The sequence below is a fragment of the Pseudomonas sp. GW821-FHT02H06 genome, assembly GCF_059421525.1.
The window spans coordinates 33012-45902 of sequence record NZ_JBWKVD010000005.1 but is presented as its reverse complement, the minus strand read 5'-3'; the positions used below and the strand labels follow the sequence as shown (position 1 = coordinate 45902).

The 12891-nt window shown below is 60.9% G+C and carries 10 protein-coding genes and 1 pseudogene; 9 read left to right on the top strand and 2 right to left on the bottom strand.

The window, feature by feature from the left end:
* Nucleotides 1–53 precede the first annotated feature (53 nt).
* The 9 genes and pseudogenes from hisI (at nucleotide 54) to AC07VF_RS10305 (ending at nucleotide 7906) form a co-directional block, all read left to right on the top strand.
* Nucleotides 54–446, top strand: a complete 393-nt coding sequence (gene hisI / locus AC07VF_RS10345) for a phosphoribosyl-AMP cyclohydrolase (protein ID WP_074890798.1) — start codon at nucleotides 54–56, stop codon at nucleotides 444–446.
* Between the two features lie 2 nt (nucleotides 447–448).
* On the top strand, nucleotides 449–781 hold the full coding sequence (locus AC07VF_RS10340; protein ID WP_192171226.1) for a phosphoribosyl-ATP diphosphatase: 333 nt from the start codon (nucleotides 449–451) through the stop codon (nucleotides 779–781).
* Nucleotides 782–823: 42 nt separating this feature from the next.
* Nucleotides 824–1108 carry a twin-arginine translocase TatA/TatE family subunit gene (locus AC07VF_RS10335; RefSeq protein ID WP_495008587.1) on the top strand — a complete coding sequence of 95 codons (285 nt, stop codon included), beginning with the start codon at nucleotides 824–826 and terminating at the stop codon, nucleotides 1106–1108.
* A 10-nt stretch (nucleotides 1109–1118) separates the two neighbouring features.
* Nucleotides 1119–1700, top strand: coding sequence for a Sec-independent protein translocase protein TatB (tatB, locus tag AC07VF_RS10330; protein WP_495008588.1), 582 nt, complete (start codon nucleotides 1119–1121; stop codon nucleotides 1698–1700).
* Complete coding sequence (gene tatC / locus AC07VF_RS10325) at nucleotides 1697–2491, top strand: twin-arginine translocase subunit TatC (protein ID WP_065986665.1); 795 nt, start codon at nucleotides 1697–1699, stop codon at nucleotides 2489–2491. The genes tatB and tatC overlap by 4 nt, the downstream gene beginning before the upstream one ends.
* Complete coding sequence (locus tag AC07VF_RS10320) at nucleotides 2488–3195, top strand: 16S rRNA (uracil(1498)-N(3))-methyltransferase (RefSeq protein ID WP_495008589.1); 708 nt, start codon at nucleotides 2488–2490, stop codon at nucleotides 3193–3195. Before tatC ends, AC07VF_RS10320 begins: the two co-directional genes overlap by 4 nt.
* 668 nt (nucleotides 3196–3863) lie before the next feature.
* Nucleotides 3864–4877, top strand: a pseudogene (locus AC07VF_RS10315) (methyl-accepting chemotaxis protein); the annotation flags it as partial.
* A gap of 39 nt (nucleotides 4878–4916) precedes the next feature.
* On the top strand, nucleotides 4917–5780 hold the full coding sequence (locus AC07VF_RS10310; protein WP_495031057.1) for a methyl-accepting chemotaxis protein: 864 nt from the start codon (nucleotides 4917–4919) through the stop codon (nucleotides 5778–5780).
* A 182-nt stretch (nucleotides 5781–5962) separates the two neighbouring features.
* The gene (locus AC07VF_RS10305) at nucleotides 5963–7906 is read left to right on the top strand and encodes a methyl-accepting chemotaxis protein (RefSeq protein WP_495008590.1); all 1944 of its coding nucleotides are present in this window, start codon (nucleotides 5963–5965) and stop codon (nucleotides 7904–7906) included.
* 312 nt (nucleotides 7907–8218) lie between these two features.
* Here AC07VF_RS10305 and mdoH read toward each other — a convergent pair whose 3' ends face one another.
* Both mdoH and AC07VF_RS10295 read right to left on the bottom strand, forming a co-directional pair.
* Nucleotides 8219–10816, bottom strand: coding sequence for a glucans biosynthesis glucosyltransferase MdoH (gene mdoH, locus AC07VF_RS10300; protein ID WP_495008591.1), 2598 nt, complete (start codon nucleotides 10814–10816; stop codon nucleotides 8219–8221).
* A complete protein-coding gene (locus AC07VF_RS10295) occupies nucleotides 10809–12764 on the bottom strand; it encodes a glucan biosynthesis protein (RefSeq protein WP_282369765.1) in 1956 nt (651 codons plus the stop codon). The genes mdoH and AC07VF_RS10295 overlap by 8 nt, the downstream gene beginning before the upstream one ends.
* Nucleotides 12765–12891: the final 127 nt, after the last annotated feature.

Genomic DNA, 12891 nt, shown 5'->3' with positions numbered 1-12891 from the left:
TCGGCGCGAGCCGCTGGCACACTAACCCTCCCCTGGAACGGCCGGAGCCGATGATGAAAGACTGGCTGGACGAGATTAAGTGGGACAAGGACGGTCTGGTGCCCGCCATCGCGCAGGACCACAAGACCGGTCGCGTGCTGATGATGGCCTGGATGAACCGCGAAGCCTTGAGCCTGACTGCCAGCGAACAGCGCGCTATCTATTGGTCACGTTCACGTGGCAAGTTGTGGCGAAAGGGCGAAGAATCGGGCCACGTGCAGAAGCTTCATGAACTGCGCCTGGACTGTGATGCCGACGTCATTATCCTGATGGTCGAGCAAATCGGCGGCATCGCTTGCCATACCGGCCGCGAGAGCTGCTTCTACCGCGTCTACGACGACGCCGGCTGGAAGACCGTGGACCCGGTGCTCAAAGACCCGGATGCCATTTACCAAGCAGGACACTGAACATGACTGATACCTTGTCACGCCTTGCCGAGGTGCTTGAAGCACGCAAGGGCGCGGCTGCCGACTCTTCTTACGTCGCCAGCCTTTATCACAAGGGACTGAACAAGATTCTGGAGAAGGTCGGCGAAGAGTCGGTCGAAACCATAATCGCTGCCAAGGACGCTGCCATCAGCGGTGACTGCAGTGATGTCGTCTATGAAACCGCCGACTTGTGGTTCCACAGCATGGTGATGCTTGCCCAGTTGGGCCAACACCCGCAAGCCGTGCTCGATGAGCTGGACCGCCGCTTCGGCCTGTCCGGACACGCCGAGAAAGCGTCTCGCTCGGCGGAATAAACACCTGGGCTGCGGCCCGAAATTTCTTGTGAGGAACGCGTCATGGGCATTTTTGACTGGAAACACTGGATCGTCATTCTTGTGGTCGTCGTGCTGGTGTTCGGCACCAAGAAACTCAAGAACCTGGGGACTGACGTGGGTGAGTCGATCAAGGGCTTTCGCAAAGCCATGAATGACGACGACAAGCATCCGGAAGAGCCGACGGTTCAACCGCCGGTTCAGCCACAGCCGACCGCGCAGCCGGTGCCTCCGAGTCAGCCGCTGCACCAGCCGCACACCATCGACGCGCAAGCGCAACGAGTCGAAGACCCCCTCCGCAAAGACTAGGTCGTGACGCATGTTTGGTATCAGCTTTTCTGAACTGCTATTGGTCGGCCTCGTTGCCCTGCTGGTGCTGGGCCCCGAGCGTCTGCCGGGCGCAGCAAGGACGGCCGGTCTCTGGATCGGCCGCCTGAAACGCAGCTTCAATGCGATCAAACAGGAAGTTGAGCGCGAAATCGGCGCTGACGAAATTCGGCGTCAGCTGCACAACGAGCACATTCTTTCGCTGGAAGAAGAAGCCCGCAAAATCATGCAGCCGCAGCAACCGCCTGCTGCGCCTGTCGCACCGGCGGCCCCGGCGGCAACTGTTGCGCCAGCGCCGGCCGAACCTGGTGCCGATACGCCGGTTTCACCGGCTCCGGCCTCTACAGCGCCGGTTATAGGTGCCGCATCTCTGGCACAGAGCGCGGACATTGGTCCGGCCGCTCCGGCTGAAAGTGCGTCGGTCACACCGCCGCCTGCTCACGTCGGGCCTGCCGCGCCTGCTGCACCAGAATCCGCATCTGCACCTGCACCCGCGCCCGTCATCACCCCCGCAACAGCGGTGCAAAGTGCGCCTTCTGCCAACGATTCGTCACTGCCACCACGAGCCCCATGAGCGAAATTCCGGAAAATGACCAGCAAATGCCGCTGGTCTCGCACCTGACAGAACTGCGCTCGCGACTGCTGCGCTGTGTGCTGGCGATCTTCGTGATCTTCGGCGCGCTGTTCTACTTCACCCAGAAGATCTACACCTTCGTCTCTGCCCCGCTGCGCAAGTTTCTGCCTGACGGCGCCACGATGATCGCGACCGATGTGGCCTCGCCGTTCATTACGCCGTTCAAGCTGACGATGATGGTGGCGCTGTTCCTGGCGATGCCGGTGATTCTGTATCAGATCTGGGGCTTCATCGCGCCGGGGCTGTACAAGCATGAAAAACGCGTGGCAGTGCCGCTGTTGATCTCCAGCATCATCCTGTTCTATGCCGGGATGGCATTTGCCTACTTTCTGGTCTTCCCGCTGATTTTCCACTTTTTCGCCAGCGTTACCCCGGAAGGCGTGTCGATGATGACGGACATCGCCAGCTACCTGGACTTCGTCATGACGCTGTTCCTGGCGTTTGGTGTGGCGTTCGAGATCCCGGTGGCGGTTGTGCTGCTGGTGTGGATCGGCATCGTCGACGTCAAATACCTGAAGAAGATTCGTCCGTACGTGGTGATCGGTTGCTTCGTGGTCGGCATGATCCTCACCCCGCCGGACATCTTTTCGCAGACCCTGCTGGCTGTGCCGATGTGGCTGCTGTTTGAAATCGGCGTGTTGTGCAGTTCGATGATCACCAAGCGCGGCGATCATGAAGACGACGAAAAAGCCGAAGACGAACAGAGCCAACCGCCAGCGACCCAGCCATGAATCTGCTGTTGCTTGAGGACGCCGACTTTATAGCGGCGGACCGGGTTGTGCTGCGTGATCGGCGCCTCAAGCACATGCAGGAAGTGCATCGCAGCGAAGTGGGCGACAGCCTGCGGGTCGGTCGTGTGAGCGGACTGCTGGGCAGTGCGCAACTGCTGCGGCTGGAAGCGCGGGAAGCCGAGCTTTCGGTGAGCTTCGAGCACGCCCCGCCGGCCAAACTTCCCCTGACGCTGATCCTGGCACTGCCCCGCCCGAAGATGCTGCGCCGGGTGTTTCAGACCGTAGCGACGATGGGTGTGCCCCGAGTCATCCTGGTCAACAGTTACCGCGTCGAAAAAAGCTTCTGGCAGACGCCTTTTCTGGAGCCTGCGGCCATCCGCGAACAGTTGATTCTCGGGCTGGAACAGGCCCGGGACAGCGTGCTGCCGGAGATCATCATCGAGAAGCGTTTCAAGCCCTTCGTTGAGGACCGACTGCCCGCCATTGTGGACGGAACGTTGGGGTTGGTCGGTCATCCGGGTGACTTCCCCGCCTGCCCGCGTGCGGTTGAGCAGCCTGTCACCCTGGCGATCGGCCCTGAAGGTGGCTGGATTCCCTACGAAGTTGATTTGCTGCAGGCCTCGGGCCTGACTCCAGTCCAGCTGGGCGCGCGGATCCTGCGCGTCGAAACCGCCGTCACCGCGCTGCTCGCCCGATTGTTCTAGGGCCCGCGCACATCGAACATGGGGACACCCGTTTCCCCGCAGACGCAAAACCTGTGGGGAGCGAGCTTGCTCGCGAAGGGGCCGATACATCCGCTAAATATCCGGCGTTTGAAATGCAGTCTTCGTGAGCAAGCTCACTCCCACACGATCGATGTTTGCTGTGCCCCCGCGCGGTTTCAGAACGCACACCAACGCTCACCGAACATCGTGACGCCGATCTCCCCGCCGACGAAGACCCCGTGGGAGGAGCTTGCTCGCGAAGACGCCGATACATCCGCTAAATATCCGGCGCTTGAAATGCAGTCTTCGTGAGCAAGCTCACTCCCACAAGTCCTGTGTTTGCTGCTCGACAGCGCGGTGTCAGAACGCACACCAACGCTCACCGAACATCGTGACACCGATTTCCCCGCAGACTGATAACCCGTGGGAACGAGCTTGCTCGCGAAGGCTCACTGTCAGTCACCCGACAACGTTGCTGACTGTCCCGGCTTCTTCCTGAGCAAGCTCAGTCCCACATGGGCAGTGTTGGCTGGCTGAATTACGCGGTGTCAGAGCGATGGGGAATTTTCCATCCAACACCCCCACGCCCTCTTCATCACCCCACGCTTCAGTTCGTCACGCAGCGGCCGATGTACAGGCGTCCATAACTACAATTCGCAGGAATCATCATGTCTCGCTGGTTTACCCAACGCCTTGGAAATATGAGCGTCAGCCTCAAACTGGGTATCGGCTTCGGCCTGGTGCTATTGCTGACGCTGCTCATCACGGCGACGGGGTGGTCTAGCGTGAAGGCGTTGATCGAGCGCGGCGACAAGCTGGGGATGATCTCGCAGATCAGTGAGCGGACGATGGACCTGCGCACGGCACGCATGGTGTATGAAACCCAATACACCGCTGAAGCCGCGACGGCTGTCATGACCGCGCTGGACAATCTCGACGCCGACCTGAAAACCGCGCAGAGCATGGTCAAAGGTGTCGGCGATCTCAAACTGATGGACGCTCAGGCTCAGGCCGCGGGCGAATACCGCCGCGCCTTTGGCGACATGACCAAAGCCATCCAGACCCGCGAAGCGAGCCGAACCAATCTGGGAACTACGGCCGATGCAGCCGTAGATGTCGTCAAAAAGATCGAAGAAGCGCTGATCCAGCACGACAACATCCTGCAATTCAACAGCGCGGTGGATGTCAGCAAACAGATTCAGCAGGCACGCTTCCAGGTGCGCGGTTACACCTTCAGCGGCAAAGCGGATTTCGAGAAGAACGCCACCGCCGCCATCGACGAAGCCATCGTCGGAGTTAACACGCTGGCCGGGGACGTTTCCTCCCAATACATCCCGCAGCTGCAAAAGGCCAACCTCGCGCTCAAAGGCTACCGCGACGCTGTCGGCCAGTACCGTGACGCACAACTGGTCAGCGTTCAGGCCCTGGCCAAAATGACCCAGCTGGGCCAGCAGCTGCTGGACAACAGCGAACAATTGAACAGTTCGCAAAACGCCAAGCGTGATGCAGACACTCGTCAGGCCCAATCGACGCTTGGCATCGCTACGATAGTGGCCCTGATCCTCGGTGTTCTCGCCGCCTGGATCATCACACGACAAATCACGGTGCCGCTGGGCCAGACGCTCGTGGCGGTCGAGCGCGTGGCGTCCGGTGATCTGACCCACAACTTGAGCGTCGACCGCCGCGATGAGCTGGGTCAGTTGCAGGGCAGCATCCAGCGCATGACCGTGGAGCTTCGTCAGTTGATTAGCGGCATTGGCGAAGGCGTGACTCAAATCGCCAGCGCCGCCGAAGAGCTGTCGGCGGTTACTGAACAGACCAGCGCCGGCGTCAACAGCCAGAAGGTCGAGACTGACCAGGTAGCGACCGCGATGCACGAGATGACCACCACGGTGCAGGAAGTCGCCCGTAACGCCGAAGAAGCGTCCGAGGCCGCCGTAGCTGCCGACCTCCAGGCGCGCGAAGGCGACAAGGTGGTCAACGAGGCCATCGCCCAGATCGAGCTTCTCGCCACCGAAGTCGGTCACTCCACCGAGGCCATGGCCGAGCTCAAGCGCGAGAGCGACAAGATCGGCAGCGTCCTCGACGTGATCAAGTCCGTCGCACAGCAAACCAACCTCCTCGCCCTGAACGCCGCTATCGAGGCTGCGCGGGCGGGCGAGGCCGGTCGCGGATTTGCCGTAGTGGCGGACGAAGTGCGTAGCCTGGCGCAGCGCACTCAGAAATCCACTGAAGAGATCGAGGAACTGATTTCCGGCCTGCAGAACGGTACGCGGCAGGTGGCGACGATCATGGACAACAGCCGCGAGCTCACTGTCAGCAGCGTCGAGCTGACCCGACGTGCTGGCAGCTCGTTGGAAAGCATCACCCGCACCGTGTCTGCGATTCAATCCATGAACCAGCAGATCGCTGCCGCGGCCGAGGAGCAAAGCGCCACCGCCGAAGAGATCAACCGCAGTGTGCTCAACGTGCGCGATGTATCGGAACAGACCTCGGCCGCGAGCGAGGAAACTGCCGCATCGAGCGTCGAACTGGCGCGACTGGGCAGCCATCTGCAAGCGCTGGTGGGTCGCTTCCGGGTCTGATTCAGTTGCCTGATCCGCACCCGTCTCAGTAACGCACCTGCCGCAAAACCTCCGATCAGGGGTGGAATCTGTGACACGCGTCACCCCTTCCCGCCCCTCGGAAATCTCCTACGACCTGATCAGGTCACGCCTCCGCTTGCCCTGCCGATGCGCGTTTATCGCTCATCCGCAGGAGACGCATCATGCTGCAAGGCATCAACCGGACGCTGGCTAACACCAGCGTCAAACTCAAACTCTCGCTGGGCTTCGGCCTGGTTTTGCTTCTGACCCTGGCCATCACGCTGACCGGCTGGCATGGGCTCGACACCATGATCGAGCGCTCGGAGTCATTGACCTCCATCGCCCAGCTCAACGCGATGACCAAGGACCTGCGCGCCGAGCGCATTGTCTTTCGGGTCGAAAACACCGCTGACAGCGCCTCGCGCGTCGTTGCCCGCATCAATGAGATCGAAGCGCATCTGGTGCTCCTGCGTGACGACGCCCCACCGGCCGACATCCTCACGTTACTCAACGGGCAGAGCGACACCGTGCGGGCCCTCGAAGCCACCTTCGCCGATCTGGCCAAGCTGTTGAGTGCGCGGGCAGATTCCCGCGCGCAACTGGCCGTTCTGTCTGAAGAGGCGATCACGTCCATTGGCCAGGTGGAAAGCGAAGTCTTGAAGGCCGTGAGTCAGGAGCAGGACAGCAGCGAGCGGCTGGGGGAGTTCACCAACATCCAGCAATTGCGCGGCCAGGTGCAGAACGCCCGTTACGAAGTCCAGGCGTACGTGTTCAGCGGTAAGGAGTCCTACGAGGTCGCCGCCATTACCGCCATCGACGAAGCGCTGAAGGAAGTCGAACAAATTGCCACCGACCAGGCCGATGGCAATGTCAGTGAATTGCTCAACGCCCGTAAGACGCTGCTCAAGTACCGCGAGCACATGGGCCAGTTCAAGGACCTCCAGGTCAAGGTTGAAGCGGCCCAGGAGTCCATGGAGGCGCTCAGCGAGAATCTGCTGACATCAACCGGGGAGATCACTGCGCTGCAAGGCCAGCGGCGTGATGCCGAAGCCACTCAGTCGCGGCAGACGCTCAGTGGCGTGGCCGGGTTGGCGATGCTGCTTGGCCTGCTGGCCGCCTGGCTGATCACCCAGCAGATCATCGCGCCGCTACGGCTGACCTTGAGCGCCGCCGCGCGCATCGCCAAGGGTGATCTGAGTCAGGACCTGGAAATCGGCCGTCGCGACGAAATGGGCATGCTCCAGCGCAGCATGCAGGACATGACCCTGAGCCTGCGGCAACTCATCAGCGGCATCAGCGACGGCGTGACCCAGATCGCCAGCGCGGCGGAGCAATTGTCGGCCGTCACTGCGCAGACCAGCGTCGGCGTCACCAGCCAGAAAGACGAAACGGACTGCGTCGCCACGGCGATGAACCAGATGACCTCGACCGTGATGGAAGTGGCCCGCAATGCCGAAGAAGCCAGCGAAGCCGCACGGCACGCTGATCAGCAGGCGCGGGACGGCGACAAGGTGGTCAACGACGCTATCGCGCAGATCGAGCGCCTGGCGCTGGAGGTCAACAACTCAACCCAAGCCATGGGCAAGCTGAAACTGGAAAGCGACAAGATCGGCGGGGTGCTCGACGTGATCAAGTCAGTGTCGCAGCAGACCAATCTGCTCGCACTGAACGCCGCCATCGAGGCCGCCCGTGCAGGCGAAGCGGGACGCGGGTTTGCGGTGGTGGCCGATGAGGTTCGCGGCCTGGCGCAACGCACTCAGGAATCCACCGAAGAAATCGAAGTGCTGATCGCGGCGCTGCAAAGCGGCACCCAGCAGGTGGTGATGACCCTTGATGCCAGCCGGACCCTGACCGACAGCAGCGTCGAGCTGAGTCGTCAGGCCGGCGATGCCCTGGGACACATCACACGCACGGTGTCGACGATTCAGACAATGAACCAGCAGATCGCTGCGGCGGGCGAGGAGCAGAGCAGCGTGGCGGAGCAGATCAATCGCAGCGTGCTGAACGTGCGGGATGTCTCCGAGCAAACCGCCGCGTCCAGCGAAGAGACGGCCGCGTCGAGCATTGAACTGGCGCGGCTCGGGGTGCAGTTGCAGGAGATGGTCGGGAAGTTTCGGGTGAGTTGATCCGGCATCAGAGCTTGCAGGACAACGCCTCTGGACGGAGCGCGATGGCGCAACAAACAGAGTCCTTGTGGGAGTGAGCTTGCTCGCGAAGGCGCCATTTCAGTCGCTGAAGATTCAGTGGATCCACCGACATCTTCGCGAGCAAGCTCGCTCCCACAATTTGCGTTTCGACAGATAGATCTGCGACGTCGGCATGTTGGCTGAGAACGAGCTTGCACATGGCCTGAGCATTACGACTTCAATGCAACGGATTCCCAAACAAAAACGCCGCCGAAGATTGGCTCTCCGGCGGCGTTTTGTTTAGCGGGTCAATCAGGCGTTGACGAGCGTCGCGTCGTTCACATGGGTCGCTGGCTGCAGAGGCAGCAGCGGCGCATGGGGATCGGCTTCGACCGAGGCGCGCCAGGCATTGAGCCACGCAGAATTGCCTTCGCTCCAGACCAGTTCGTGCAACCGAGCCAGGGCAACCGGATCGCTCAGCAACTGCAGGCGCTCATGGTTGTTCAGGAGCTCAGGGCCACCTTTGATCGCATGACGTACTCGCTCGACACGCATCCATTCGATCGGCTCGGCTTCGCGATGGCGAGAGGTCGCCAGCGCACAGGCCAAAGCGTTCTGCTGCGGATCAACCACGGCGCGAACAAAGCCGTCGTTCAGCGCGTGCCAGCGGTTCTCGTGGGTGTACTTGTCAGTGGACACCAGTTCTTGCGGCGGCGTGTGCTCTTCCGGGATCAGGAACAGCTTATTGTCGCGCGCCTTCAAACCCAGATTCGTGCGGCTGGAAATCACCGACACCGGGATCGACAGCATCAACGAACCCACGATCGGCACCAGCCACCACAGGAAGCTCGGGTTCAGCCAGGCCACCAGCAGCGCCCAGCAAAAGCCCAGCAGCGTCTGCGGTCCGTGACGCTTGACCGCTTCGCTCCACGGCGTGGAGTCATCATCACGCTGCGGTGAGTTCCAGGTCGCTGCCCAGCCCAGGAAAGCGGCCAGTACAAAGCGGGTGTGGAAGATCATGCGCACCGGCGCCAGCAGCATGGAAAACAGCATTTCCAGCAGCATCGACATCGTGACCTTGATACGACCACCAAAGCCGGTCGCACCCTTGGCCCAGATCAGAATGACGCTGAGCAGTTTCGGCAGGAACAACAGCACGACGGTCGTCGAGAACAAGGCGACGGCTTTTTCCGGGTGCCACTGTGGCCACAACGGATACAGCTGACGCGGCTCCATGAAGTACGTGGGCTCCATCAGCGTGTTCACCGCCAGCAACGCGGTGGACAACACCAGGAAGAAGAACCACAACGGCGCCGACAAATAGGACATCACGCCGGTCAGGAACACCGCACGGTGTACCGGGTGCATGCCTTTCACCAGGAACAGGCGGAAGTTCATCAAGTTACCGTGGCACCAGCGACGGTCACGCTTGAGCTCATCCAGCAGGTTCGGCGGCAGCTCTTCGTAACTGCCCGGAAGGTCGTAGGCAATCCACACGCCCCAGCCGGCACGGCGCATGAGCGCTGCTTCGACGAAGTCGTGGGACAGAATCGCACCGGCGAAGGCGCCCTTCCCGGGCAGCGGCGCCAGGGCGCAATGCTCGATGAATGGCTTCATGCGGATGATCGCGTTGTGACCCCAGTAGTGGGATTCACCCAGCTGCCAGAAGTGCAGGCCGGCCGTAAACAGCGGGCCGTATACGCGGGTGGCGAACTGCTGCATGCGGGCATACAGCGTATCCATGCCCGAAGCACGTGGCGCGGTCTGGATGATACCGGCGTCCGGCGTCGCTTCCATCAGGCGCACGAGGCTGGTCAGGCATTCGCCACTCATGACCGAGTCAGCGTCAAGCACGACCATGTAGCGGTATTCACCGCCCCAACGACGGCAGAAGTCATCGAGGTTACCGCTCTTGCGCTTAACGCGACGGCGGCGACGACGATAGAAGATCTTGCCGAAACCGCCGGTCTCACGGCACACGTCTAGCCAGGCTTGTTGCTCGGCCACGCAGATGTCGGTTTCGTTGGAGTCGCTGAGAATGAAGAAGTCGAAACGATCCAGATCGCCCGTGGCCTTGACCGATTCGAACGTCGCCCGCAGACCCGCGAATACGCGAGGCACGTCTTCGTTGCAGATCGGCATGACCAGCGCAGTGCGAGCACCGGCTTCGATCGGCTCATTGCCCGCACTGGCACCGGAAATACGGTACTTGTCGTGGCCAGTGAGCAGTTCGAGGAAGCCCATCAGCGCGGTCCAGAAACCCGCCGATACCCAGCAGAACAGAATGCCGAACAGCAACAGAATGCTGGTCTGCAACGCGTACGGCATGACCTGAACCGCGGTCTGCCACAGGGTCTGATGACTGATTTCGTCAAACGAAACCAGCGACCAGCCCTGGTACGGCAGGATGCCTTTCATGTAGAAGCCGGCGACGATGGTCTGGCCCAGCATGAGAATCAGCAAAATGTAGCGACGGATCGAGCCGACGGTGCGCCAGCGCGCTTTCGGTAGATCCCGTGGCAAATCGTCCTTTGGCGGCGGCGGATTGGATTTCCCGGTCAACCGGCGCCAGCCGCGGTGCAGGATGTTGGTCCGCCACGGCTCCGGCACGACTTTGGTCCGACGAATCGGCGGCGTCGCTTTCAGGACCACGCGCCCGCTGGCGTCGACACTCAGCATCTCGGCTTCGCGCAGTTCATCAGCGGTCGTCAGGGTGAGGCGACGACCCACCGAAGCCTGGGAGGCCTCGGCAGAATCAGCGACGGTTTGCGCCGAAAGGCGTTCGTGCAACTCAGCGAACGAGGTGCAGCTGGCAAGTTCTGCCCGCTGCGCATCGGTCATCGGCAAGTGCGCCAGGTACTCGCTGAGAGACTCATTCAAAGGCTCTGGCACCGCGTGTGAATTACTCATCGGCTGGCAACTGGTAGCTCCAAGTTTCGGTCAGGACTTGTTGAATCATGGCCGGCCCCTGTTGGGTGGATGCAGCCTCTACCGCTGGCTGCGGGGTATCTTTCACGCCTTTGTTGGCCTTGGCAGCGTCGCCCAGAGCGGCTTCGGGCTTGGAGGCCTCGTCCGACTTGGCTTCCGCTACTTTAGTGGCGTCGGCAGACTTGGCGGCGTCTTTGCTGTCGGCTTTAGGACCTTTGGCTTCCTTCGCATCACCCGCCTTCAAGGCGTCGGTTTTGACGATTTCAGCTTTCTCGTCTTTCGGTGCAGCAACGACTGGCGCAGCGGCAACGGCAGGCTTGGAATCAGCTTTGGCGGCCGGTTTCTTGTCGGACTTGTCAGCTGTGATCACCGCGGGCTCTTTGCCTGGCTCGGCAGGGGTTTCGCGCAGTAGATAAGCACGCATCTCAACCGCCTTGCCCGGATCCTTGACCTTCAGGCGCAGCGTCAGACGCCAGCCTTTGGTCACCGGGTTGTAGCGCAGGTTGTTCTCGACCAGATCGGTGTTGTCATCGGTGATGACCTGACTCCGGATCGACGGATCTTCGCCCAGCTTGGCGAGGGTCGGGCCAACAAAATCGACCAGGTAGGCAACGCTGCCGTCCGGTTGACGAATCAGGTTCGACTGCTTCACATCACCAGTGGAGCGCAGGGTCTGCTTGACCCAGCCCAGATCTGGCGAGTGAATGGCATCTTCATCCATGGTCCAGTGCAGACGATAGTTGAAGTCGATCGCCTGACCCGGCTCTGGCTGGGTTTCCGGCTTCCAGAACGCAACGATGTTGTCGTTGGTTTCGTCGGCAGTCGGGATCTCGACCAGATCAACAGTGCCCTTGCCCCAGTCGCCCTTCGGCTCGATCCAGGCGCTTGGACGTTTGTCGTAGCGGTCATCCAGATCTTCGTAGTGGCTGAAGTTGCGGCCACGTTGCAGCAGACCAAAACCGCGCGGGTTCTCCACAGAGAAGCTGCTGACCGAGAGATGTTTAGGGTTGTTCAGCGGGCGCCAGATCCACTCGCCATTGGCGGCCTGAATCGACAGACCGCTGGAGTCGTGCAGCTCGCGACGGTAGTTGAGGACCTTCGACGGCTGATTGGCACCGAACAGGTACATGCTGGTCAGCGGCGCAACGCCCAGTTTGCCGACCTTGTCACGCAGGTACATGCGCGACTGGACATCAACCAGTGTGTTGGTGCCCGGACGCAGGGTCAGCTTGTACGCGCCAGTGGCGCGAGGGGAGTCGAGCAGGGCGAAGATGACCAGATGGTTGTCATCCGGGTTCGGCTTCTCGATCCAGAATTCGGTGAAGCGAGGGAATTCCTCACCCGACGGCATGGCTGTGTCGATCGCCATCCCGCGAGCAGACAGACCGTACACCTGACCTTTACCGATGACGCGGAAGTAGCTCGCGCCCAGCATGGTCATGATTTCGTCTTGCTTGTCATCTTTGTTGATCGGGTAAGTCACGCGGAAACCGGCATAGCCCAAGTTCTCGGTCGACTTCGGATCGAACTTCACGTCGCCGAAATCGAAACGACTCGGGTCGTACTTGATCTCGTTGACGGAGTTGGCGGTGACTTCGTTGATCTTGACCGGGGTGTCGAAGTGCATGCCCTGGTGGTAGAAAGACACCTTGAACGGGGTCTTGTCATTGGCCCATTCGGCTTTGTCTTGCAGGAAGCGGATCTTTTGATAGTCCGCGAACTTCATGTCGCGGAATTCGGCCGGAAGATTGCTCTTCGGCGCGGTGAATTTCTGTCCGGCCAGATCTTTGGCCTTTGTCGCCACGTCGTCGAGATCGAACGCCCACAGCTGACTGGCGCCGAACAGACAAAACAAAGCCGACCCTGCCAGCAGTGCGCTACGCAAGCGACCACCCGGGTTCTTTGGTGCATTACATGGACTAACAATCACGAGCAACCCTCGCCGAAAACAGATGAAGAAACCAACGGCCAGCTATCAAATGCCGGGTTGGCGAGCATTGTTCCGACTCCAAAAGGGGCCAATGATTCCCCAAGCGGTGTCGGACCAGTCTGCGTTT